Raw genomic sequence first — 25,060 nt, forward strand, 5'->3', positions numbered from 1 at the left:
GAAGTCAAGCGTTTGAATATCAATGCCCAGTTGTCTTTAAAGATAACTGGGCATATTTTTTAGTTAGTTAGGCAGGCAATAGTTTTTCGTTAGCAAAGAGACTTTCAATCGACTCTCGCTCACGAATCAAGTGAATTGTTGAACCATCCACCATCACTTCTGCTGCTCTGCCTCGGGTGTTGTAGTTTGAACTCATGGTAAAGCCATAAGCGCCCGCTGACAAAATTGCTAATTGATCACCGGCTTGAACATTGAGTTCGCGATCTCGTCCAAGCCAATCGCCTGATTCACAAATAGGTCCCACGACATCGCAGGTCATGTTTGGCATGTTTGATTGCTTCACCGGAACAATCGAGTGATAAGCCTCGTACATGGCTGGGCGCATTAAATCATTCATGGCCGCATCAACAATACAAAAATTCTTAGTTTCACCTGGCTTGATGTATTCAACAGTCGTCAACAAAAGACCCGCATTGCCAACCAATGATCTGCCTGGTTCAAATAACACTTCAAGATGTCCGTAACCTTTTGCTTCAATGTGATTGAGCAAGGTGTTGGCAAAGTCAGTGATGGCTGGTGGTGTGTCATTCGCGTAGTTGATGCCCAAGCCACCACCGATATCCAAGTGATGAATATTGATACCGTTATCACCCAGTGATTTAATTAATTCCAGCACTCGATCTAAAGCGTCTAAGTAAGGACTGATTTCTGTGATTTGAGAACCAATATGACAATCAATACCAACAATCTTGCAATTGCTCATCGATGCGGCTTCGCGATAGGTGTTGATCACCTCATCATAGGCAATGCCAAATTTATTACCTTTCAAGCCTGTTGAAATGTAAGGGTGGGTTTTAGGGTCGACATCTGGATTGACCCGCAAAGAGATCGGCGCAATAACACCCAAGCTTGCTGCAACTTCATTCAATCTTGAAAGCTCAGGGATTGATTCAAGGTTGAAACATTTAACCCCAGCTTTAAGTGCAGCAATCATTTCAGAGCGGCTTTTGCCTACCCCAGAAAAAACAATTTTTTTCGCTTCGCCGCCAGCTGCTAAAACTCGTGCCAACTCACCGGCGCTCACAATGTCAAAGCCAGCGCCTAAGCGAGCAAAAACATTCAAGATCGCCAAATTGCTATTGGCCTTCATGGCATAGTGAACTTGTGCTCGGCGTTCACCATTGGGCTTAAAGCAGGCCTTTTCATAGGCATTAAAAGCATCTGTCAGAGCTTTTCTGCTGTAAACATAGGTTGGCGTGCCAAATTCTTTGGCAATTTGGGAGAGGGGCACATTTTCAGCAAACCATTCTTGCTGGATGATCGAAAAGCCATTCAGGCTTGGAACAGAATTCATTTGGAATCTTTCGCAGGAGGCCACTGTTTACCGGTGGGCTCTGCTTTTTCAGGTTGAGTCGGGGCTGGTGGTATGGTTGGTAGCGTGAGAGGGCCACGTATCCCGCATCCTAAGAGGGATATTGCTACACAAAGAAGCCAAGTCCTAGATACAATAAAACGCATATGAATAAGTATATAAACGATCTCTGACTATAGCATGGCCAATATAAAAATGATGAACAAAAACATAGAAACATTATCAGACGCTGGTTTTTACGCAATTGCTGAAAAAACATTGATTGCCATTGAGATTTCTTTGGAAGAGGCTTTCCAGAAAACGGATTTAGATCTTGATATCTCAAGACAGGGTGGCAATGTCGTGAATATTCAATTTGAAGACAAGAGCGTGATTGTTGTGAACACGCAGTCGCCACTTCAAGAGATTTGGGTAGCGGCCAAAGAAGGCGGCTTTCACTATAAGTGGGCTGGCACTCTTCAAGAGCCTCTTTGGTTGGATACAAAAACGGGCGCCGAACTATTCAGCGAATTAAGTCGTCTTGCCAGTCAACAGGCAAAAACTACCTTAGAAGTTAAATTTATTTAAAGCCGCAATTAATTTAAAGCGATGCTTAATCTAGGGTAGTTGTTCTGCCAAAGAATGGAACAAATGCAGGAATGGTCCAGTCGCCATCTTGCTGAGCAACCCCTGCAGGCACTGGTCGTGTAGATTCTGGAACACCGTTCAGTGCAGTCTTCATGTATCTGATCCACATTGGTAATGCTAAGCCGCCACCAGTCTCACGATCACCTAAGCTCTTAGGCTTATCAAAGCCCATCCAGGCAACTGCCACCACATCGGATTGATAGCCTGCAAACCAGGCATCCATGGATTCATTGGTGGTACCTGTTTTACCAGCAATATCAGATCTACCCAAAGCAGGTCTGGCTGAGGCAGCCGTTCCAGATTTGGTGACTTCTTGAAGCAAACTATCCATCACAAAAGCTGTGCGCGCATCCAATGCGCGTAGATTTGGGTCACCTGCTTTTTGAGGAGTTGCCTCAAACAAAACATTGCCCTTGGCATCAATCACTTTGCTGATCAAGTAAGGTTCAACACGGTAACCGCCATTAGCGAATACGCCATAACCTGTTGCAAGTTCGAGTGGTGTGACTGATCCAGCACCCAAAGCCATGGTTAAGTAGGGCGGGTGTTTTTCTGCCTCAAAGCCAAAGCGCTGAATAAAGTCTTGAGCGTAACGAGGGCCAATCTTTCTGATGACTCTGACTGATACCAAGTTTTTAGATTTCGCTAGAGCAGCACGAAGTTTCATTTGACCTTCGAACTTACCATCGTAGTTTTTAGGGCTCCACATTTGGCTGCCTGTTTCAAGTGCACTGATTGAAAGTGGCGCATCATTCACCAAGGTATTTGGCATGATGCCTTTTTCAAGAGCGGCAGCATAGATGAACGGTTTAAATGACGAACCAGGCTGACGCTGTGCTTGAGAAACTCGGTTGTATTTATTTCTGTTGAAATCAAAACCACCAACCAAGGCGCGAATGCCACCATTGTTTGCATCTAAGCCCACGAAGGCAGCTTCAACTTGAGGCATTTGCGCTAGAACCCAGCGACCATCGGATGGTAATACTCGAATAATGGCACCAGGTTTAATTTGTTGTTTTGGTTGCGCTTTATCTGACAGTGCAACTGTGCCAAGCTTGAGGTCATCACCTTTGATTGTGACGGTGTCACCCGTTGCAATCACCGCCTGAATTTCTTTTCCATTAGCTGCTATCACCACACCAGCTAACAAATCATCACTGCTTGGATGATCACTCAAGATGTCGTCAATCGCTCTTTGTCTGGCTGTTGCATCCTCGGGGAGTTTGATGTATCCCTCGGGTCCCCGATATTTATGACGTAGCTCATAATCCATGATGCCTTTTCGAACTGCAGAATAAGCAGCATCTTGTTCTGCCTTTCTGATGGTCGTGATCACAGTCATGCCTTGTGTGTAAATGCCATCACCATATTCGCTGATCAAGAGCTGGCGAACCATTTCTGTTGCGAAGTCAGCTTTGGTTGTGAACTCTCGACCAACTCCACGAACATGAAGGGTTTCTGTCATGGCAGATTGATACTGGCTTGGGGTGATCATTTTTAAATCACGCATTCTTTGCAAGATATATTCCTGACGAATTTTTGCGCGACGATAATTCACCACTGGGTTGTATGCAGATGGGGCTTTTGGTAAGCCTGCGAGCATGGCTGCTTCAGCAATCGAAATACGTTGAATATCTTTGCCAAAATAAATTTGAGCAGCACTACCAAATCCATAAGCTCGCTGCCCCAAATAAATTTGGTTCATGTACAACTCAAGAATTTGTTCTTTTGATAGATTGGCTTCAATTTTCCAAGCCAATAAAACTTCATAAATCTTTCGGGTGAATGATTTTTCATTCGTTAAGAAAAAATTTCTGGCCACTTGCATGGTGATCGTTGATGCGCCTTGTGCAAGTCTGCCTCGTAAATTTGCCAGGGTGGCTCTTAGTACACCCCAGTAATCAACGCCACCGTGCTCATAAAAACGCTCATCCTCAATCGCAACAACCGCGTTCTTTAGGTAGCTCGGAATTTCTTCGATCGCAATGATGTTTCTGCGTTCCTCACCAAACTCACCAATCAATGCGTTGTCAGCTGTGTAAATGCGTAAAGGAACTTTGGGGTTGTAATCCGTGATGGTGTCGAGATCGGGTAAATTTGGTTTTGCAACAACCAGTGCATAAACAATCACCAAGCCCAATAAGATAAGGCCAGCGCTTCCCAAGAAAATTCCCCAACGAATCAAATACTGCTGCCAATTGCGTTGCGGTTTTCTAGATTGTGTACCCCCGCTTAAGCGTGAGGGTGGTCTGACGGGCTTGCGCGATTCACTCATGTCTTGATTATAGAGATAGCTTGAAAAGAGAGGGTGAAAAAAGTCAGGATTTCCCCGACAAAAATTTCCGATTTTTCTGACAAGAAATCAGCATTTTGCTGATTTATGAAGATGTGGCCAGTCTAGATAATCCTTGGATGATCAAACGCAACTTCAATTCAGACTCTTATGACCATGCTTTTTCTGAGCAAACGATAAAAACACCAGCTTTTCATCAAGAGTTCATTGAAAAATTGACCAGTGAGCAAGTTCGACTCTTTTGCTCTAAACATGGGTTGTTAATGCTGAGCTTTATGAATCTCATGGGGATCCTTGCGCTTCTCATTTTTATGATGAGTCAAATTCATGACATTCATCAGCGCATTGATGAGGGGCGCAGCAAAGTCTCAAAATTGGAGAGCTTGGTAAAGGTACTTGGAAGTCGCTCAGAAAAAACCAATCACCAGGAATTGTCTCAGCCTGACACTCAGACTGAACCTGAACCAGAAGTGATAAGCGGTGACTTGAACATCAGATATTTGGGCTTGATTCATTCAGGCCATTCTTTCAAGGCGCTGTTAGAAGTTGATGAAGTCACGGGCTTCTTTAGTAAAGGACAAATGATCGAGGGTCGATGGCTAATTAAATCGTTTGATCAATCCCAGCTGGTCTTGGAATCAATCAAAGGTCAGCAAGTGACCATTCTTTTGGAGTAATGAGGATGAATAAAAGAAGGTTATGGCTCAAGTTGTCTCTGTTCACATTGATGATCCGTGCTTCCAATGCGCATTCCCAGGATAATTTTTCCGAGAAAACAATCACGCTTAAATTTTCATCGGTAGATCTGCGACAACTGTTGCAAATGTTAGCGGATATGCGAGGCTTGAATTTGATGCTGAGCGACAAGGTTTCCGGTAAAACCAGTATCAATATGAGAAATGCCTCATGGCAAACAACCTTTGACTCGGTTTTGGCCAGCAAATCTCTTGGGTCGCGTTTTGATAAAGATGTTTTATGGGTAGCCCCTTATGAAGAATTGGCTTTGTTCCATCAAAGACAAAAAGACCGTGAGCAACAGCATCAAATTGGTCAGATGGGGGAGTTGCGTCAAATCATGATTGAAGCAAGGATTGTCGAGGCCGAGAGAAGGTTTGCACAAAACTTGGGGGCAAAGCTGGCCTATCAACAGCAGCCTAATTTAAAAACCGGTCATCTTCTTGGCGCTTCTGGTTTGAATGGGTTTGAACCGGGAACTGCGGCCATCACCCTATTGGGCAAGCAGGCAACCCAAGCTTTGAATATGGAGCTTTCAGCCTTGGAGTCGAATGGCTTGGGGAATATTGTGTCTAACCCAAGGGTGTTAGCAGCTGAGAATACTCAGGCATTGATTGAGCAAGGCACGGAGTTACCGTATCAGTCATCGGCTGGTCAGGGGGCAACGAAAGTCCAGTTCAGGAAAGCCAATCTTCGTTTGGAGGTGAAACCGCGTATTCAAAAAAATCAGATGATTGTTTTAGATGTGGACATCAATAAAGACAGTGTCGGATTAAAAACAGAACAAGGCTTTGCTATTGATACCAAGCATGTCAAAACACAGGTCTTGGTTGAAAGCGGTGGCACGGTGATTTTGGGAGGTATTTTTCAAGAAACAGAAAGAAAAGATGATGCCAAGGTGCCGTTCTTGGGCTCAATTCCTTTGATTGGCTTTCTTTTTAGGCAAGAGTCGAAGTTCAAGGATAAAACAGAATTATTAATTTTTTTAACGCCAACCTTGGTTTCTGGTCAAAAGCCTCAGTAGAATCTCATGTATGAACAGTTTTCCAGAAAATATCTTTTTAGTAGGGGTGATGGGCGCGGGTAAAACCACCGTTGGCCGTCTCTTGGCTAAAAAATTAGGAAGACGATTTGTGGACTCAGATCATGAGATTGAGGCCCGTTGTGGCGTTCGCATCCCAACCATTTTTGAAATGGAGGGTGAAGAGGGATTTCGCAAGCGCGAGGCTCAGGTCATTGATGAATTAACCCAAGAAAAGAATTTGGTTTTAGCCACGGGTGGTGGTGCTGTTTTATTGCCTGAAAATCGCCAACATTTGCATCAAAGAGGCGTGGTTGTGTATTTGCGCGCTACCCCTCACGAGCTTTGGTTAAGAACTCGAAATGACAAGGGAAGACCATTGCTCAATAACGATGATCCTAGAGGCACCCTTGAAAAGCTTTTTGCGATTCGTGATCCGTTATACAGAGAAACCGCCCATCATGTGATTGATACTGGTAAGCCCAGTGTCAATCAGTTGGTGAACACACTAATGATGCAATTCGAATTATCAACATGAACACTCTTCAATTAGATTTAGGTGAGCGCAGTTATCCGATTCATATTGGATCTGGTTTGCTTGATCAATCAGACTTGTATAGAAAACACATCAAGGGCACTTTCACGGCGGTGGTCACCAATGAAACGGTTGCGCCTTTGTATGCCGATAAGGTGGTTAAAACCTTAGAGGGAATTGGCCAAAAAGTGAAGCTCATTGTTTTACCTGATGGTGAGGAATTTAAAACATGGGAAGTGTTGCAAAAGATTTTTGATGGCTTGTTAGAGAATTCTGCTGATCGAAAGACCACGCTGCTTGCGTTGGGTGGTGGTGTGATTGGCGATATGACGGGCTTTGCAGCAGCATGCTATATGCGCGGCATTAAATTCATTCAAGTTCCAACCACCCTGTTATCTCAAGTAGATTCATCAGTTGGTGGCAAGACGGGCATCAACCATCCTTTGGGTAAAAACATGGTGGGTGCCTTTCATCAGCCACAAGCTGTGATTGCTGATTTAGATACTTTAAAAACTTTGCCAGCTGAAGAGTTGGCAGCGGGTTTGGCTGAAGTGATCAAGCACGGCGCCATTGCTGATGCTGAATTTTTATCTTGGATTGAGAAAAATCAAGATGCACTGAATAAATGTGATCCGGCGGCTATGGAACATGCCGTGCGTCGCTCATGTGAAATCAAGTCTCAAGTAGTTGCTCAAGATGAAAAAGAAGGCGGCATTCGTGCGATCTTGAATTTTGGCCACACCTTTGGTCATGCGATTGAAGCAGGCATGGGTTACGGTGCTTGGCTTCATGGTCAAGCCGTTGGATGTGGCATGGTGATGGCGGCCGATTTATCAGTTCGAGTGGGTTTGTTATCTGAAGCGGAAGCATCACGCTTAAAGAAGATCATCGAAGCACTTCATTTACCAACTCAACCACCTAAATTAGGTGTTGATCGTTTCATGGAATTGATGAGCGTTGATAAAAAAGCAGAAGGTGGTGAGGTTCGTTACATTTTGCTCAATGGTTTGGGGCAGGCAAAAATCCAAACGGTTGATGACGATCTTGTGATTCAAACGCTGATCGCCAATGGGGTAGTTTGATGAGCTTGCTTGAGTGAGTTGTGATGAGCTTAGCTAGTTACGCAGCAAACCCCGCATTATCTTTAGGGCGCTTGCATTCTGAGCCAGCGGAGCCAACACAATCTGGTCGAAATGCGTTTCAACGAGACCGAGACAGAATCATTCATTCAACCGCCTTTCGCCGGCTTGAATACAAAACACAAGTTTTTTTAAATCATGAAGGCGATCACTTCAGAAATCGCTTGACCCATAGTTTGGAAGTGGCCCAAATCGGGCGCTCAGTGGCCAGACGTTTAAATCTCAACGAAGACTTGGTCGAAGCAATTTCTTTGGCACATGATTTGGGGCACACACCTTTTGGTCACGCAGGACAGGATGCGCTCAATGAGTGCATGAAAGAATATGGTGGCTTTGAGCACAATTTACAAAGCTTATGGGTCGTTGATTTTTTAGAAGAGCGCTATGCAAGGTGGGATGGCTTAAATCTTTCTTTTGAAACTCGCGAAGGGATTTTGAAGCATTGCTCCAGAAAAAATGCTGAAAAATTAGGACCTCTTGGTGAGCGATTTTTAAAAGGACATCAACCCAGTTTAGAAGCTCAGTTGGCAAACTTTGCTGATGAAATCGCCTATAACAATCATGACATTGATGACGGTATTCGCTCGGGCTTATTGAACATTCAGCAACTGTCCGAAGTGGCATTGTGGCAAGAGCAGCATGATCGAGTGAAACATGAATTTCCAGATTTGACCGGGCGTCGCCTGGTCAGTGAAGTGATTCGGCACATCATTCACGTGCTCGTAGATGATTTGGTCAAAGAAACACAACGACGTCTAGAAGAATTTGCGCCAAGTACCATTGATGATGTGCGTCATGGTTCACCGATGGTTGGCTTTTCTGTGAGTATGCGTGAGCAAGCAAGTGCCATGAAAAAATTCCTGTTCAAAAACTTGTATCGTCATCCACAAGTTCAGTCTGTCACAAGTGAAGCTGCAAATATGGTTAAAGTGTTATTTGCACACTACCAACAAACTCCGCATGACTTGCCTGAGGGTTTTAGATCTGAAGATGATTTGCAGCGACGCATATCGCATTACATTGCTGGCATGACAGATCGTTTTGCCAATAAAGAATTTCATAAGTTGACTGCTTAAATGGCCAGACTTCAAAGAGTGGTTCTTCCAGGTTATCCGCTTCACATCATGGTCAGGGGGCATAACTCTCAGGATATTTTTATTTCTGATGAAGAAAAAAAATATTATCTTGAATGGCTCAAAGATGCGGCGCGAGAATATGAGTTGGCTATTCATGCTTTTGCATTGATGCCTAATCATGTGCATATTTTGGCGACACCAAAAACTTCCCAAAGTGCTTCTAAAGTAATGCAATCGATTGGGCGTCGCTACGCACAATTGTTTAATCAAACTCATGGTTCAAGTGGCACTGTGTGGGAGGGTAGGTTCAAATCTTGTTTGATTGATCCCGATGCTTATTTTTTACTGGTTCAAAAATACATCGAACAAAATCCAGTAAGAACCGGATTGGTTCAAAAACCTGAAGAATGGGCTTGGTCCAGTTACAGACATCATGCTGGGGCTGAAACAATCCCTTGGATTGCGGACCATCCTTCTTATTGGGCGATTGCCAACACCCCATTTGAGCGTCAAATGGCTTGGCAAAGATCAGTTTTAGAGCCGTTAAGCCTTAGTGAAATAGAAAAAGTAAGTAAACACTTAAGCTATGGCTGGCCAATGGCAAGTGATACCTTCCTAAAACAATTGGCCCTTAAAACATCCAGGCCTCTGCAGCCACGGCTTGCTGGCAGACCAAAAAAGTCCTAAAAGAAACAAGTTTTGCCATAATTTGGTGCATAAATCTCTTCATTTCAAATGACTATGTCCCCAATTTATTGATTAAAGAATTTAGCCACCAAATAATTGGTGACAGACACCAATTATTTTTATTGCTTGCCAAAGGGTAATCCCCTATAGTTGTCAAAAACCTCGTTATGTCGGGGACAAAGTCTTTAATAAAGACATCCATTGTTATTTATCAAGGAAATATCTGTGACTACTACTCCTTCATTGCGCCCTGAAGCGCAAGGTCTTTATGACCCCGTCAATGAACACGACGCATGTGGCGTTGGATTCGTTGCCCACATCAAAGGCCACAAGAGCCATGACATCGTTTCTCAAGGTTTAAAGATTCTTGAGAACATTGATCACCGTGGTGCGGTGGGTGCAGATCCGTTGATGGGTGACGGTGCTGGTATCTTGATTCAAATTCCAGACCAGTTCTACCGTGAAGAAATGGCCAAGCAGGGTGTGAATTTGCCACCAGCAGGTGAGTACGGTGTTGGTATGGTGTTCATGCCAAAAGAAAGTGCTTCACGTTTGGCCTGTGAGCAAGAATTAGAAAGAACGGTTCGCATTGAAGGTCAAGTGGTGCTTGGTTGGAGAAATGTGCCTGTTGATGCCAACATGCCAATGTCACCAACTGTTAGAAAAACAGAACCAGTGATTCGCCAAATTTTTATTGGTCGCGGTCGAGATATCATGACGACCGACGCCTTAGAGCGTAAGTTGTATGTGATCAGAAAAACAGGAAGCCACGCAATTCAAGCATTACAACTTCAGCATGGCAAAGAGTACTTTGTGACTTCTATGTCAGCAAGAACCGTGGTTTACAAAGGTCTTCTTTTGGCAAACCAAGTGGGTGCTTATTACGAAGATTTAAAAGATTCAAGAGTGGTGTCAGCGTTGGCCTTGGTGCATCAGCGCTTCTCAACCAACACATTCCCTGCTTGGGAATTAGCTCACCCATACCGCATGATTGCTCATAACGGAGAAATCAACACAGTCAAGGGTAACGTCAATTGGATCAACGCAAGAACAGGTGCCATCAGTTCACCAGTACTAGGTGATGATTTGCAAAAATTATGGCCTTTGATTTATCCAGGTCAATCAGACACAGCCAGTTTTGATAACTGTTTAGAGTTGTTGGTGATGGCTGGATACCCAATGGCCCACGCCATGATGATGATGATTCCAGAAGCATGGGAACAACACACATTGATGGATGACAACCGTCGCGCCTTCTATGAGTACCATGCAGCGATGATGGAGCCATGGGATGGTCCTGCAGCGATTGCCTTCACGGATGGTCGTCAAATTGGTGCAACTTTAGATCGTAATGGTCTGCGTCCAGCACGTTATTACGTGACCGATGATGACTTGGTCATCATGGCTTCGGAGGCAGGTGTATTGACCTTCCCAGAAAATAAAATCATCAAAAAATGGCGTTTGCAGCCAGGTAAGATGTTCTTGATCGACATGGAACAAGGTCGCATCATCGATGACGTAGAGTTAAAAGATGCCTTGGCAAAAGCCAAGCCATACAAGAGCTGGATTGAAGCAGTGCGCATCAAGCTTGATGAGATTGATGCAAGTGCTGCTGATCTTAAAGATGATGCAGAAAAAATTCGTCCTGCAGCAAGCTTGCTAGATCGTCAGCAAGCCTTTGGTTATACACAAGAAGATTTGAAGTTCTTGATGGCACCGATGGCTTCATCAGGTGAAGAAGCGATTGGTTCAATGGGTAATGACAGCCCGTTGGCAGTTCTTTCAAACAAGAACAAACCTTTGTACAACTATTTCAAGCAGTTGTTTGCTCAAGTAACCAACCCACCGATTGACCCTATCCGTGAAAATATGGTGATGTCATTGGTTTCATTCGTGGGACCTAAGCCTAATTTGTTGGACACCAATAACATCAATCCACCGATGCGTTTGGAAGTGTCACAACCAATTTTGGATTTTGATGATATTGCAAAAGTTCGTCATATTGAACACTACACGGGTGGTAAGTTCCGCTCATATGAATTGGATATTTGCTATCCATCAGTATGGGGTAAAGACGGTGTAGAAGCTCGCCTTGCATCACTGTGTGCTGAAGCTGTGGATGCGGTTCATTCTGGTTACAACATTTTGATCATCAGCGATCGTCAAGTGGCTGCTGATCACGTGGCCATACCTGCGCTATTGGCAACATCAGCCATCCATCAACATTTGGTTGATAAAGGCTTGCGCACAAGCACTGGTTTGGTGGTCGAAACAGGCAGTGCGCGCGAGACCCATCACTTTGCATTGTTAGCAGGCTATGGAGCTGAAGCAGTTCATCCGTACTTGGCAATGGAAACTTTGGTCGATATGGCCAAAGGTTTGAAGGGTGATTTATCTGCAGAAAAAGTTGTTAAGAATTTCACCAAAGCTGTGGGCAAGGGCTTGCAAAAAGTGATGTCCAAGATGGGCATCTCAACCTACATGTCTTACACCGGCGCACAGATTTTTGAAGCCATTGGTTTGAACAAAGAGTTGATCGACAAATACTTCAAAGGCACTGCATCGAATGTGGGCGGTATTGGTATTTTTGAGGTTGCAGAAGAAGCATTGAAGATGCACAGCTTGGCATTTGGTAATGATCCAACATTGACCAATATGTTGGATGCTGGTGGCGAGTACGCTTTCCGTGTTCGTGGTGAAGACCATATGTGGACACCAGATTCAATTGCTAAGTTGCAACACTCAACACGTCAAGGTCCAGAAAAAGGCGGCTACCAAACATACAAAGAGTACGCCAACATCATCAATGATCAAACCAAACGTCATATGACTTTGCGTGGATTATTTGAGTTCAAGATCGATCCTAACAAAGCGATTCCTTTGGATGAAGTTGAGTCAGCAAAAGAAATCGTGAAGCGCTTTGCAACAGGTGCGATGTCATTGGGTTCAATTTCTACAGAAGCTCACGCAACCTTGGCCATTGCGATGAACCGCATTGGTGGTAAATCAAACACTGGTGAAGGTGGTGAAGATAACAAACGTTATCGCAACGAACTCAAAGGCATTGCCATCAAGAGTGGTGAAACTTTGGCCAGCATCCTTGGCGATGATGTGATCGAAGCAAACATCCCATTGAGCGATGGCGACTCATTGCGCTCTAAGATCAAGCAAGTGGCTTCAGGTCGTTTTGGTGTAACAGCTGAATATTTGACTTCTGCTGATCAAATTCAGATCAAGATGGCTCAGGGTGCTAAGCCTGGTGAAGGTGGTCAGCTGCCAGGTAGCAAGGTATCAGATTACATTGGTAAATTGCGTTATTCAGTACCGGGCGTTGGTTTGATTTCTCCGCCTCCGCATCATGACATTTACTCAATTGAAGATTTGGCTCAATTGATCCATGATTTGAAAAACGTCAACAGCAAAGCCGATATCTCAGTGAAGTTGGTGTCTGAGGTGGGTGTTGGTACGGTTGCTGCAGGTGTTGCAAAGGCAAAAGCAGATCACGTTGTGATCGCTGGCCACGATGGTGGTACAGGTGCATCACCGTTGTCATCAATCAAGCATGCTGGCAGCCCATGGGAATTGGGGCTTGCTGAAACACAGCAAACCTTGGTATTGAATGGTTTGCGCAGCCGTATTCGTGTTCAGGCTGACGGACAAATGAAGACCGGTCGTGACGTGGTGATTGGTGCTCTATTAGGCGCTGATGAATTTGGTTTTGCCACTGCACCATTGGTTGTTGAAGGTTGCATCATGATGCGCAAGTGTCACTTGAATACTTGTCCAGTGGGTGTGGCAACACAAGATCCTGAATTGCGTAAGAAGTTTTCAGGTAAGCCAGAACACGTTGTGAATTTCTTCTTCTTCATCGCTGAAGAGGCTCGCGAAATCATGGCGCAATTAGGTATCCGCAAATTTGACGATTTAATCGGTCATACAGAACTTTTGGATACGAAGAAGAGCATTGAGCACTGGAAAGCGCGTGGTTTGGATTTTTCAAAGATCTTCCAAGCCCCGAATGTTCCAGCAAGCGTGCCTAAGTTCCAAGTTGAAACTCAAGACCATGGTTTAAGCACAGCCTTGGATCATGCTTTGATTGAAAAATCAAAAGCTGCTTTAGAAAAAGGCGAGCGAGTTTCATTCATTCAACCAATCAAGAACGTGAACCGCACGGCTGGCGCGATGTTATCCGGTGAAGTGGCGAAGCGTTATGGTCACGAAGGTTTGCCTGATGACACGATTCACATTCAATTGAATGGCACTGCTGGTCAAAGTTTTGCTGCCTTCTTGGCGCATGGCGTGACGATGGATTTGGTCGGTGACGGTAATGACTACGTGGGCAAAGGTTTGTCAGGTGGTCGAGTGATTGTTCGTGCACCACACGAATTCCGTGGCGACACATCACAAAACATCATTGTTGGTAACACTGTGCTTTACGGAGCGATTGCTGGTGAAGCTTTCTTTAACGGTGTTGCTGGTGAGCGTTTTGCAGTTCGTAACTCAGGTGCGATCGCAGTGGTTGAAGGTACAGGCGATCACGGTTGCGAATACATGACTGGCGGTACTGTTGTGGCTCTTGGTTTAACAGGTCGTAACTTTGCTGCAGGTATGAGTGGCGGTATTGCTTATGTTTACGATGAAGATGGTTTATTTGCTAAACGCTGCAATACCAGCATGGCAACGCTTGAGCCAGTTCTGAGTTCAGCAGAGCAAGAAGCCAAAATGCCTAAGCCAGAATGGCATGCTCTAGTGAATGTTAAAGAAGGTGGTGAGCGTTTAACAGACGAAGTCATTTTGAAGAATTTGATTGAACGTCATTTCAAGCACACAGGTTCAGAGCGCGCAAAAGCAATTTTGGCTGACTGGGACAAGTCACGCGCACGTTTTGTCAAAGTATTCCCGACTGAATATAAGCGCGCTTTGGGTGAGCTTTGGGAGAAATCTCAAGGTAACAAACAAGCGGCTTCTGTTTAAGTGATGAATCAAGAGATAAAGGAATAAAGATGGGTAAGGTCACTGGATTTATGGAATTTGAGCGCCTCAGCGAGCATTATGAGGAGCCACAAAAACGCGTAAAGCATTACAAAGAGTTTGTGATGACTTTGTCAGATGATGAGGCAAAAACTCAGGGTGCACGTTGTATGGATTGCGGCATTCCGTTTTGTAATAGCGGTTGCCCAGTCAACAACATCATTCCTGATTTTAATGATTTGGTGTATCAGCAAGACTGGAAAAATGCGATTGATGTTTTGCATTCAACCAATAACTTCCCTGAGTTCACGGGTCGCATCTGCCCAGCACCTTGCGAAGCAGCTTGTACGCTTGGCATTAATGAGGCGCCGGTGGGTATCAAATCAATTGAGCATGCCATCATTGATAAAGCATGGGCCAATGATTGGGTGAGGCCTCAGATTGCTAAACAAAAAACGGGTAAAAAAATAGCCATCGTTGGTTCAGGCCCGGCGGGTATGGCGGCTGCACAACAATTGGCTCGTGTGGGTCATGATGTGACGCTTTACGAAAAGAACGATCGTGTGGGTGGTTTGTTGCGTTATGGCATCCCTGACTTCAAGATGGAAAAGATTTTGATTGATCGTCGTGTCGAGCAGATGACAGCTGAAGGCGTGAAATTTGAAACAGGTACTTTTGTTGGCAAAGATACTTTGGGTAAAGAAGTTAAGAATTACTCCAAGAAAGTGGTTTCTCCAGAGCAATTACAAAAAGATTTTGACGCTGTGGTGATCACAGGTGGCGCAGAGCAGCCGCGTGACTTACCAGTACCTGGTCGTGAGTTGTCAGGTATTCACTATGCATTGGAATTCTTGATTCCGCAGAACAAAGAAGTTGCTGGCGATAACAAAAATGAAATCCGTGCAGACGGTAAGCATGTGATCGTGATTGGTGGTGGTGACACAGGTTCAGACTGTGTGGGCACATCGAATCGTCATGGTGCAGCATCGATCTCTCAATTTGAATTATTGCCTCAGCCACCTGAGCAAGAAAACAAGACTTTGGTTTGGCCGTATTGGCCAACCAAGTTACGCACATCTTCATCACACGATGAAGGTTGTGATCGTGATTGGTCAGTGGCCACCAAGCGTTTTGAAGGTAAAAACGGCAAGGTTGAAAAATTGATCGGTGTGCGTCTTGAATGGAAAGACGGCAAGATGCAAGAGATTGCTGGCAGCGAATTTGAGATGAAAGCAGATTTGGTGTTTTTAGCCATGGGCTTTGTGTCACCAGCTCAGCAAGTATTAGATGCTTTTGGTATTGAAAAAGATCCTCGTGGCAATGCCAAAGCCAGCACCGAAGGTGAAAAGGCTTACTACACGAATGTGCCTAAGATTTTTGCTGCAGGCGACATGCGTCGCGGTCAATCTTTGGTGGTATGGGCTATTCGTGAAGGTCGTCAATGTGCAAGGGCTGTTGACGAGTTTTTGATGGGTAGCAGCGTTTTGCCACGTTAATTGATTAAATATCATCAGCTATTGATACACTGCCATCATGATTTCAACAAAAAACATGGTGGCAGTCTGTAAATGACAAATTCCACTGAATCAATTGTTTCACTCAAGGGCGTCGACTTTTCCTACGCGCCCGGGGAAAGAAACATTCTTTCTGGCCTCAATATGGAGTTCCCACGCGGTAAAGTAATTGCCGTGATGGGTGGTTCGGGTTGCGGTAAAACCACAGTCTTGCGTTTGATTGGTGGGCAAGTCACAGCGCAACAAGGCGAAGTGATGTTCGAAGGTCAAAACGTTGGCTTGATGAACACCCAGCAATTGATGGCGGCACGTCGTCGCATGGGCATGTTGTTCCAGTTTGGTGCCTTGTTCACCGACATGAGTGTTTTTGAAAACGTCGCCTTCCCATTGCGCGAACATACCAAAGTCAGCGAAACAACTTTGCGTGATTTGGTACTGATGAAGCTCAATGCTGTTGGCTTGCGTGGGGCGCGTGATTTAATGCCTTCGCAAATTTCAGGCGGTATGGCCAGACGCGTCGCTCTTGCCAGAGCAATAGCACTGGATCCTCCTTTGATCATGTACGACGAGCCATTCGCTGGCTTGGATCCGATTTCTTTGGGCATCACTGCTCGCTTGATTAAAAATATGAATCAAGCTTTGGGCGCCACCAGTATTTTGGTCACGCACGATATTCCAGAAACTTTTGAAATTGCAGATTATGTTTATTTCATTGCCAACGGAACGATTGCTGCTGAGGGCACTCCTCACGATTTAAAAATATCCACAGATCCATTTGTGAAGCAGTTTGTTTCTGCTGATCCTGATGGTCCGGTGCCATTCCATTACCCTGGAAAAACATTGGCTGAAGATTTTGGGGCTCAGTCATGAACAGTGTTTTAAATACATTAGGTAACTTGGGCGCCTTTGTGCGAGAGCATCTGGTGGGGCTGGGTTATGCCTCAAGGATGTTTGTCACCATCATGCGACGTTCTGCTTTCTTGCTCAAGCGTCCTCGCTTGGTCACTGATCAAGTTCATTTTGTGGGTAACTATTCTTTTGTGATCATTGCTGTATCAGGATTATTTGTTGGCTTTGTGTTGGGTTTGCAAGGTTATTACACCTTGAACCGTTATGGCTCTGAGCAGGCCCTTGGTTTATTAGTGGCTTTGTCATTGGTTCGTGAATTAGGCCCAGTGGTCACTGCACTTTTATTTGCCGGTCGTGCTGGAACATCTCTAACCGCTGAAATTGGTCTCATGAAAGCTGGAGAGCAACTCAGTGCCATGGAAATGATGGCCGTAGATCCTTTGACGCGAGTGATTGCTCCAAGACTTTGGGCGGGCATCATCGCCATGCCAATCCTGGCCGCTATTTTTAGTGCGGTGGGCATCATGGGCGGTTATTTGGTGGGTGTACCATTGATTGGTGTAGACGACGGTGCATTTTGGGCACAAATGCAAGCGGGCGTTGATGTGGTGAAAGACATTGGTAATGGCGTGATCAAGAGCATGGTGTTCGGTGTCGCTGTTACTTTTATTGCTTTGTATCAAGGTCATGAAGCTAAGCCAACACCTGAGGGTGTTGCAAGGGCAACCACTCGAACAGTGGTGATTGCTTCCTTAGCGGTATTGGCGCTGGATTTCCTTTTAACTGCAGTGATGTTCTCAAGCTGATAAAGTCTTATAAATTCTGTAAATATTATGAAAAAACAATCATTAGATATCTGGGTCGGTTTATTTGTGGCACTTGGCCTCTTGGCCTTGCTATTTTTGGCATTGAAGGCAGGCAATATGAGTGCTTTTACGTTTGAGCCAACTTATCAGGTCAGCGCTAAGTTTGACAATATTGGTGGATTGAAGCCTCGAGCTCCCGTGAAGAGCGCGGGTGTGGTGGTTGGCCGCGTTTCAGAAATTCGTTTTGACGATCAAAGTTATCAAGCCACAGTATTCATGAATCTAGAAGAGCGTTACAAATTCCCTAAAGACAGTTCTGCCAAGATTTTGACTTCTGGTTTATTGGGTGAGCAATACATTGGTTTAGAGGCCGGTGGTGATGAAGCCATGATTGCTGGTGGTAGCAAATTGGCTCAAACACAATCAGCCATCGTTTTGGAAAATCTGATCAGCCAGTTTTTATATAACAAAGCCTCCGATGGTGCGCCATCGGATAAAAAGTAGAACGCACTCTAAAAAGAAAGAAGATTGACCAATCATGATGTTGAACTTAATCAATAAAACAATCATAAAAAAAATCTTGATGTTCAGCGTGATCATGATGACCGGCTGTGCCACCACTCAGCAAAATGAGCGAGTTGCTAAAATTGATCCGTTTGAACCGATGAATCGTGCCGTTTTTTCATTCAACGAAGCAGCTGATGATTATGTGATCAAGCCGATTGCAGAAGCGTATAAATTTGTCTTGCCTGAATTTGTTCGCACAGGCGTGACAAACTTTTTTAGCAACATCAATGATGTGTTGATTGCGGCCAATAATTTGTTGCAAGCTAAACCTGTAGAAGCTGCCAACGACATTGGACGATTTTTAATTAACTCGACCATCGGTGTTTTAGGCTTATTTGATGTCGCTACCGATATGGGTTTAGATAAGAACAGAGAAGATTTTGGTCAAACGCTCGGTGTTTGGGGTTTTTCTGATGGCCCCTATGTTGTGTTGCCATTCTTCGGCGCAAGCAATGTGAGAGATACGGTTGGTTTGGCTGTTGATATCGAAACTGATTTCATGATCAATACCAATAAGCTCAACAGTGATGAAAAAATTGCTGTGAATGCCCTAAGAGTGATCAATCGTCGTGCAGATTTATTGGATGCGGGACAACTCTTGGAAGATGCTGCATTTGATAAGTACAGCTTCTTGAGAGATGGTTATTTACAGCGTCGCCGCAATCAGGTTTATGACGGCAATCCCCCTCCTGTGAAAGAGGAAGATTGAGCTTCTGAAATTGCTTCGCATTATCTATACAATTTAGGTACCTGATACAGATCTATTAAATAAGGCACTTCGACTAATGATGCACCCTATTCTGAATAAAACATTTGCCACCATTGCATTGACATTGATCACGGGCTTCGCTTCTTTTGCTCATGCTCAGCAAGCCGCAGCCAATATGAATACCCCAGATGGCTTGGTGAAGTTTGTGGTTGAAGATGTGATGAACACCATCAAAGCTGATAAAGCTATTCAAAGCGGTGATTTAAGGAAAATCAATGCCTTGGTTGATCAAAAAATATTACCTTACAGTGATTTTCAAAAAACCACTCGTATGTCTATGGGTAGAAATTGGTCGAAAGCAACGCCTGCACAACAAGCTTTGATCACGCAAGAATTTAAAACACTGTTGATCCGTATTTATGGCGGTGCATTGGCGCAAGTCAAAGATCAAAAGATTCAATACAAACCATTCAGAGCTTCAGCAGATGACACTGATGTGATTGTCAGAACTGTCGTCGTTGGCAAGGGTGAGCCTATTCAGTTGGACTATCGCCTTGAAAAAACTGCCAATGTTTGGCGTGTGTATGACATCAACATCTTGGGTGCTTGGTTGGTTGAGTCATACCGCAATCAATTCAATGATCAGGTCAGCAAGGGTGGCATCGATGGCTTGATTCAATTTTTACAACAAAGAAATAATTCTCTGGCCAACGCCAAATAACGATGACTGCTAGCTTCAAATTTCCTGCAAAGATTGATCACGCTAATGTTGAGAGCGTGTTGGCCAACGGGCTTGGCATGATGAAGACTTTGGCACAGGGAAGTTTGATGGTGATTGACTGTAAAGACTTGCAGTCCTTTGACTCGAGTGCCTTGAGCATGATTTTATCGATGAAGCGTCAAGCAAAAGAGCAGTCAATCAAGGTTCATTTGGATGCTATACCAGAAAAACTTGCCAGCCTAGCAACTGTTTATGGTTTATCAGATGTTGTGCTGGTATGAGTGCAATTGAATTTAAAAACCTCAGTAAAAATTACGGCCCTTTACTAGCACTTAATGACATTAACTTAAGTATTGAAGAGGGCGAGTTCTTTGGCTTGTTAGGTCCCAACGGGGCTGGTAAGACAACACTCATCTCTATTTTGGCTGGTTTATGCAGACCAAGTCACGGTCACGTCAAGGTCATGGGGCATGATGTTCAAACTGATTTTCGTGCAGCCAGACGTTTGCTAGGCATTGTTCCTCAAGAATTGGTATTTGATCCTTTTTTTAATGTTCGTGAGACCCTGAAATTTCAATCAGGTTATTTTGGCATTAATAATAACGATGCATGGATAGATGAAATCATGCATCACCTGGGCCTCACAGATAAGGCCGATAAGAATATGCGCGCTCTTTCTGGCGGCATGAAGCGCCGCGTGTTGGTGGCTCAAGCCTTGGTTCATCGCCCACCTGTGATTGTTTTGGATGAGCCAACGGCAGGAGTTGATGTTGAATTGCGCCAATCTCTTTGGAAATTCATCAGCCGCCTGAATCAAGAAGGCCACACGATTGTATTGACCACTCATTACCTTGAGGAGGCTGAGCAATTGTGCAATCGAATCGCAATGCTGAAAAAAGGGCAAATCGTGGCTTTGGATAGCACAGCGAATTTATTGAAGCGAGTGAAAAATCCAAATGCCAAAGATGGTGATTTGGAAGATGTCTTCATGCAAATCATGCAAGAGGAGAGTGCCTCTTGAGTCAGTCGAATTTGAATACCTTCGAATCAAGCAGTGGTTTTTATGCGCTCTTCTACAAAGAAGTCAAAAGATTTTGGCGGGTGAGTTTTCAGACGGTGGCTGCACCAGTTTTGACTGCCATCTTGTATTTGATGATCTTTGGTCACGTGCTTGAAGATCATGTCAAAGTTTATGACGCGATTAGTTACACAGCATTTTTGATTCCTGGTTTGGTGATGATGAGTTTGCTGCAAAATTCTTTTGCGAATACTTCTTCATCTTTGATTCAGTCAAAAATCACGGGTAATTTGATTTTTGTATTACTGGCGCCTTTGTCCCATTTTGAATTTTTCTCCGCTTATATCTTGGCGGCCATGGTCAGGGGTGTTGCAGTAGGGGCGGGCGTATTTTTAGCAACCTGTTGGTTCACTGACATCAGTTTTTATCAGCCTTTGTGGATTTTGGTGTTTGGTTTGCTAAGCGCTGCGTTGTTAGCGGCTCTAGGCTTGATCGCAGGTATTTGGGCTGAGAAGTTTGATCAGTTGGCTGCCTTCCAGAATTTTTTCATCATGCCGGCCACAATGTTATCGGGTGTTTTTTATTCGATTCATAGCTTGCCACCCATTTGGCAAACCATTTCTCATTTCAATCCATTCTTCTACATGATTGATGGATTTAGATATGGATTTTTTGGTATATCTGACGTGTCACCATGGTTCAGTTTGTTGATCATCAGTGTTTTCTTCTTAGGTGTAGCGGCTTTAACCCTGAAGCTTTTATCAACTGGTTATAAATTAAGACATTGATGGGCTTTATTTCATTGATCGTCATTATTCAAAAGAGATATTTCTATGTTGCCAAGTCCTGAACAAGTCAAAAGTTATATTGCCAATGGCATTGAGTGTTTACACCTTGAAGTTGAAGGAGATGGACAGCATTTCTTTGCTACGATTGTGAGTGCTGACTTTGAGGGTTTGCGTTTGGTTCAACGTCATCAAAAAGTCTATGCTGCTTTGGGCGATCGAATGAAATCTGAAATTCATGCCCTATCATTCAAGGCATTGACGCCAGAAGAGCATGCGGCTGGAAAATAATTAAAAGGTTATAAAGACGTGGATAAGTTATCAATACAAGGTGGTACTCCGCTAAAAGGTGAGATCACCATCACTGGTGCTAAAAACGCTGCGCTGCCGATTTTGTGTGCAGGTCTTTTGAGTGCTGAGCCGATCACTTTAAGAAATCTTCCTGATCTTCAGGATGTGCGCACGATTCTAAAAATTTTGGCGCAAATGGGCTTGAAGGTCACATTCCCGAATCCAGAAGATCGTTCAGTGGTTGTTTTGGATGGCTCTGATATTCACACGCCCGAAGCATCCTATGACTTGGTGAAAACCATGCGCGCCTCTATTTTGGTATTGGGCCCATTGTTAGCACGTTTTGGTCGTGCCAAAGTGTCTTTGCCGGGCGGTTGTGCGATTGGTGCACGTCCAGTAGATCAACACATCAAGGGCTTGAAAGCCATGGGTGCGGATATTCATATTGAACATGGTTATATCGAGGCAAAGTTTGGTAAAAATCCAAATGCCTTGGTGGGTGCAAAAATTTTGACCGACATGATCACGGTCACCGGCACAGAAAATTTGATGATGGCTGCAGTGTTGGCTGAAGGTGAAACGGTTTTAGAAAATGCTGCCCGTGAGCCAGAGGTCACTGATTTAGCAGAATTGCTGATCAAGATGGGCGCCAACATCAAGGGCCTTGGTACTGATCGTTTGATCATCCAGGGAGTTAAAGCTTTGCACGGTGCTGAGCACAGCATCATTCCAGATCGTATTGAAACAGGCACATTCATGTGCGTGGCAGGCGCCATGGGTGAGTTGGGCTCTGATTTGATGATCAAGAATGCCCGTCCTGACACCTTGGATGTGGTGATTGATAAATTGCGCGAAGCGGGTTTAAAGATTGAAGTAGGGGCTGATTGGATCCATGTGACCATGAATCAACGTCCAAAAGCCGTTAGTTTTAAGACTTCTGAATACCCAGCGTTCCCAACCGATATGCAGGCCCAGTTCATGGCCATGAATACCATTGCGACTGGCACATCACGCGTCACAGAAACCATCTTTGAAAATCGCTTCATGCACGTTCAAGAGCTGAATCGCTTGGGCGCCAATATTGTGATTGAGGGTAATACCGCCACCACCGAGGGAGTCAAAGGCTTATCGGGAGCCATTGTGATGGCCACGGATTTACGCGCGTCTGCCAGTTTGGTGATCGCTGGCTTGGCCGCTCAGGGCGAGACGATTGTGGATCGGATTTACCATTTGGACCGTGGATATGACCGGATGGAGAAAAAGTTAGCCGCAGTAGGCGCTAACATCGTTCGCGTGAAATAATAGAGCCATGTCTAAAATGATTACTTTGGCCCTATCCAAGGGTCGTATCTTTGATGAAACTTTGCCGATGCTGGCAAAGGCAGGCATCACTGTGTCTGAAGATCCTGAGACTTCACGCAAATTAATCCTACCAACTTCCAGCCCTAATTTACGGGTGATCATCGTCCGGGCTTCTGATGTGCCAACGTATGTGCAATACGGGGCTGCTGATTTAGGCGTGGCTGGTTACGATGTATTGGCAGAGCACGGCATGGATGGTTTGTATGCACCTATCGATTTGGGTATTGCAAAGTGCCGCATGTCAGTCGCTGTTCGTGAAGGATTTGATTATGCGAACGCAGTTCGCCAAGGCGCTCGTTTGCGCGTGGTGACAAAGTATGTCGAACAGGCACGTGAACACTTTGCTAATAAAGGTGTTCACGTTGATTTGATCAAATTGTATGGCTCGATGGAATTAGGCCCATTGGTTGGCTTGGCCGATGCCATTGTGGATTTGGTGTCCACTGGCAATACTTTAAAAGCCAATCAATTGAAAGAAGTTGAAGTGATCAGTCAGATCAGCTCTCGCTTGGTTGTGAATCAAGCCGCGTACAAGAGGCGTCGTGCAGACTTGCAACCTTTGTTAGACGCATTTTCAAAAGTGTGATGTTCTGATGACCAAGCTTGTTCGCCAACTCAATAGTCAAGACGCTGATTTTTCACCGGCGCTTAAAAAGCTATTGGCTTTTGATGCGGCAGAAGACGAGGCAATTGATTTAGCGGCAGCAAAAATTTTAGCCGATGTCAAAGCACGTGGTGACCAAGCTGTTTTGGAATATACGCAAAAGTTTGATCGCTTGTCCAAAGAGCAAGCAAGTTCAATCAAATCATTAGAGATTACAAAAACAGAATTATTCGTTGCTCTTGAGTCTTTGCCAAAAGAACAAAGAGCCGCTTTAGAAGCCGCAGCTGCCAGAGTTAAAAGTTATCACGAGCGTCAAAAGATTGAATCAGGTTGTCACAGTTGGGACTACGCTGATGCTGACGGTACTCGCTTAGGTCAAAAGGTAACACCTTTGGATCGTGCCGGTTTGTATGTTCCAGGCGGTAAAGCTGCTTACCCATCATCTGTGTTGATGAACGCCATTCCAGCGAAGGTCGCTGGTGTGAGTGAAGTCATCATGGTGGTGCCAACACCTGATGGTGTGCGCAACCCATTGGTTTTGGCTGCTGCTGCAGTGGCTGGTGTGGATCGAGCCTTCACCATTGGTGGCGCTCAAGCGGTGGGTGCTTTGGCCTACGGTACAGAAACAATTCCAGCGGTCGATAAGATTGTGGGTCCTGGTAATGCTTATGTGGCAGCTGCTAAGCGTCGCGTGTTTGGTACTGTTGGTATCGATATGATTGCAGGCCCATCAGAGATTTTGGTTTTATGTGATGGCAATACCAATCCAGATTGGATTGCGATGGATTTATTCTCACAAGCTGAGCATGATGAATTGGCCCAATCTATTTTGTTGTGCCCAAGTCAATCATTCATTGATCAAGTACAGGCCAGCATTTTGAAGTTTTTGCCAGAGATGCCAAGACAAGCAGTGATTAAAAAGTCATTGCAAGATCGTGGCGCGATGATTTTGGTCAAAGACATGCATGAAGCTTGTGAAATTGCTAATTCAATTGCAGCCGAGCACTTAGAAATTTGTGCCGACAACCCTCGCCAATGGGCGGAGTTGATTCGTCATGCGGGCGCGATCTTCATGGGTCCATACACCAGTGAGTCTTTGGGTGATTATTGCGCTGGACCGAATCACGTTTTACCAACGATGAGAACGTCACGCTTCTCATCTCCTTTGGGTGTTTATGATTTCATCAAGCGTTCAAGCATGATCGAGGTCAGTGAAACAGGTGCTCAAAAGCTTGGTCAAATCGCCAGCACTTTGGCGCACGGCGAAGGTTTGCAAGCTCACGCAAGAGCTGCCGAGTTAAGACTCAAAAAGTAATCCAATAAAAAGTATTAAAAGTAATGGCACACAGTTTGTGTGCCATTACTTTTGTTGATTTGA

General features: G+C 44.7%; 24 protein-coding genes. 21 read left to right on the forward strand and 3 right to left on the reverse strand.

The window, feature by feature from the left end; translation table 11 throughout:
• Positions 1–67 precede the first annotated feature (67 nt).
• Positions 68–1,354, reverse strand: a complete 1,287-nt coding sequence (gene lysA / locus AOC33_RS02550) for a diaminopimelate decarboxylase (protein WP_089515019.1) — start codon at positions 1,352–1,354, stop codon at positions 68–70.
• Complete coding sequence (gene lptM, locus AOC33_RS09145) at positions 1,351–1,518, reverse strand: LPS translocon maturation chaperone LptM (protein ID WP_219349893.1); 168 nt, start codon at positions 1,516–1,518, stop codon at positions 1,351–1,353. The genes lysA and lptM overlap by 4 nt, the downstream gene beginning before the upstream one ends.
• Positions 1,519–1,570: 52 nt before the next feature.
• On the opposite strand from lptM, the gene cyaY reads away from it, so the two are divergent.
• Entirely contained in the window at positions 1,571–1,939 is a 369-nt protein-coding gene (gene cyaY, locus AOC33_RS02555; protein WP_089515562.1) for an iron donor protein CyaY, read from the forward strand.
• A 25-nt stretch (positions 1,940–1,964) separates the two neighbouring features.
• Here cyaY and AOC33_RS02560 read toward each other — a convergent pair whose 3' ends face one another.
• Positions 1,965–4,274 carry a penicillin-binding protein 1A gene (locus tag AOC33_RS02560; RefSeq protein ID WP_089515020.1) on the reverse strand — a complete coding sequence of 770 codons (2,310 nt, stop codon included), beginning with the start codon at positions 4,272–4,274 and terminating at the stop codon, positions 1,965–1,967.
• 95 nt (positions 4,275–4,369) lie between these two features.
• Here AOC33_RS02560 and AOC33_RS02565 point away from each other — a divergent pair, with 95 nt between their 5' ends.
• From AOC33_RS02565 to hisD, 20 genes are all read left to right on the forward strand, one after another.
• Positions 4,370–4,969, forward strand: coding sequence for a hypothetical protein (locus AOC33_RS02565; protein WP_089515021.1), 600 nt, complete (start codon positions 4,370–4,372; stop codon positions 4,967–4,969).
• Between the two features lie 5 nt (positions 4,970–4,974).
• Positions 4,975–6,051 (forward strand): type IV pilus secretin PilQ, encoded by a 1,077-nt coding sequence (locus AOC33_RS02570; RefSeq protein ID WP_245835565.1) that lies wholly within the window; start codon positions 4,975–4,977, stop codon positions 6,049–6,051.
• Positions 6,052–6,061: 10 nt separating this feature from the next.
• A complete protein-coding gene (locus AOC33_RS02575) occupies positions 6,062–6,586 on the forward strand; it encodes a shikimate kinase (RefSeq protein WP_089515022.1) in 525 nt (174 codons plus the stop codon).
• Positions 6,583–7,665, forward strand: coding sequence for a 3-dehydroquinate synthase (gene aroB, locus AOC33_RS02580; RefSeq protein ID WP_089515023.1), 1,083 nt, complete (start codon positions 6,583–6,585; stop codon positions 7,663–7,665). The genes AOC33_RS02575 and aroB overlap by 4 nt, the downstream gene beginning before the upstream one ends.
• Positions 7,666–7,688: 23 nt before the next feature.
• Positions 7,689–8,798: a deoxyguanosinetriphosphate triphosphohydrolase gene (locus tag AOC33_RS02585; protein WP_089515024.1), complete on the forward strand. Its 1,110-nt coding sequence runs from the start codon at positions 7,689–7,691 to the stop codon at positions 8,796–8,798.
• The gene (locus AOC33_RS02590) at positions 8,799–9,485 is read left to right on the forward strand and encodes an REP-associated tyrosine transposase (protein ID WP_089515025.1); all 687 of its coding nucleotides are present in this window, start codon (positions 8,799–8,801) and stop codon (positions 9,483–9,485) included.
• Positions 9,486–9,710: 225 nt separating this feature from the next.
• Positions 9,711–14,459, forward strand: a complete 4,749-nt coding sequence (locus AOC33_RS02595) for a glutamate synthase-related protein (RefSeq protein WP_245835566.1) — start codon at positions 9,711–9,713, stop codon at positions 14,457–14,459.
• 29 nt (positions 14,460–14,488) lie between these two features.
• A complete protein-coding gene (locus tag AOC33_RS02600; protein WP_089515026.1) occupies positions 14,489–15,952 on the forward strand; it encodes a glutamate synthase subunit beta in 1,464 nt (487 codons plus the stop codon).
• Between the two features lie 72 nt (positions 15,953–16,024).
• On the forward strand, positions 16,025–16,840 hold the full coding sequence (locus AOC33_RS02605) for an ABC transporter ATP-binding protein (protein ID WP_089515027.1): 816 nt from the start codon (positions 16,025–16,027) through the stop codon (positions 16,838–16,840).
• Positions 16,837–17,625 carry a lipid asymmetry maintenance ABC transporter permease subunit MlaE gene (gene mlaE / locus AOC33_RS02610; protein ID WP_089515028.1) on the forward strand — a complete coding sequence of 263 codons (789 nt, stop codon included), beginning with the start codon at positions 16,837–16,839 and terminating at the stop codon, positions 17,623–17,625. The genes AOC33_RS02605 and mlaE overlap by 4 nt, the downstream gene beginning before the upstream one ends.
• A gap of 27 nt (positions 17,626–17,652) precedes the next feature.
• The gene (mlaD, locus tag AOC33_RS02615; protein WP_089515029.1) at positions 17,653–18,129 is read left to right on the forward strand and encodes an outer membrane lipid asymmetry maintenance protein MlaD; all 477 of its coding nucleotides are present in this window, start codon (positions 17,653–17,655) and stop codon (positions 18,127–18,129) included.
• 34 nt (positions 18,130–18,163) lie between these two features.
• Positions 18,164–18,901, forward strand: a complete 738-nt coding sequence (locus AOC33_RS02620; RefSeq protein WP_089515030.1) for an MlaA family lipoprotein — start codon at positions 18,164–18,166, stop codon at positions 18,899–18,901.
• Positions 18,902–18,977: 76 nt separating this feature from the next.
• Positions 18,978–19,622, forward strand: a complete 645-nt coding sequence (locus AOC33_RS02625) for an MlaC/ttg2D family ABC transporter substrate-binding protein (protein WP_245835567.1) — start codon at positions 18,978–18,980, stop codon at positions 19,620–19,622.
• 2 nt (positions 19,623–19,624) lie between these two features.
• A complete protein-coding gene (locus tag AOC33_RS02630) occupies positions 19,625–19,903 on the forward strand; it encodes an STAS domain-containing protein (RefSeq protein ID WP_089515031.1) in 279 nt (92 codons plus the stop codon).
• The gene (locus AOC33_RS02635) at positions 19,900–20,643 is read left to right on the forward strand and encodes an ABC transporter ATP-binding protein (RefSeq protein ID WP_089515032.1); all 744 of its coding nucleotides are present in this window, start codon (positions 19,900–19,902) and stop codon (positions 20,641–20,643) included. The genes AOC33_RS02630 and AOC33_RS02635 overlap by 4 nt, the downstream gene beginning before the upstream one ends.
• Entirely contained in the window at positions 20,640–21,428 is a 789-nt protein-coding gene (locus tag AOC33_RS02640; RefSeq protein ID WP_180738082.1) for an ABC transporter permease, read from the forward strand. The genes AOC33_RS02635 and AOC33_RS02640 overlap by 4 nt, the downstream gene beginning before the upstream one ends.
• A 45-nt stretch (positions 21,429–21,473) precedes the next feature.
• On the forward strand, positions 21,474–21,716 hold the full coding sequence (locus AOC33_RS02645; protein WP_089515033.1) for a BolA family protein: 243 nt from the start codon (positions 21,474–21,476) through the stop codon (positions 21,714–21,716).
• An 18-nt stretch (positions 21,717–21,734) separates the two neighbouring features.
• Positions 21,735–23,018, forward strand: coding sequence for a UDP-N-acetylglucosamine 1-carboxyvinyltransferase (gene murA / locus AOC33_RS02650; protein WP_089515034.1), 1,284 nt, complete (start codon positions 21,735–21,737; stop codon positions 23,016–23,018).
• A gap of 7 nt (positions 23,019–23,025) precedes the next feature.
• Complete coding sequence (gene hisG / locus AOC33_RS02655; protein ID WP_089515035.1) at positions 23,026–23,664, forward strand: ATP phosphoribosyltransferase; 639 nt, start codon at positions 23,026–23,028, stop codon at positions 23,662–23,664.
• A 7-nt stretch (positions 23,665–23,671) separates the two neighbouring features.
• A complete protein-coding gene (hisD, locus tag AOC33_RS02660; RefSeq protein WP_089515036.1) occupies positions 23,672–24,997 on the forward strand; it encodes a histidinol dehydrogenase in 1,326 nt (441 codons plus the stop codon).
• The last annotated feature ends 63 nt before the right edge of the window (positions 24,998–25,060 follow it).

The sequence above is a fragment of the Polynucleobacter cosmopolitanus genome (assembly GCF_002224225.1).
GTDB lineage: Bacteria > Pseudomonadota > Gammaproteobacteria > Burkholderiales > Burkholderiaceae > Polynucleobacter > Polynucleobacter cosmopolitanus.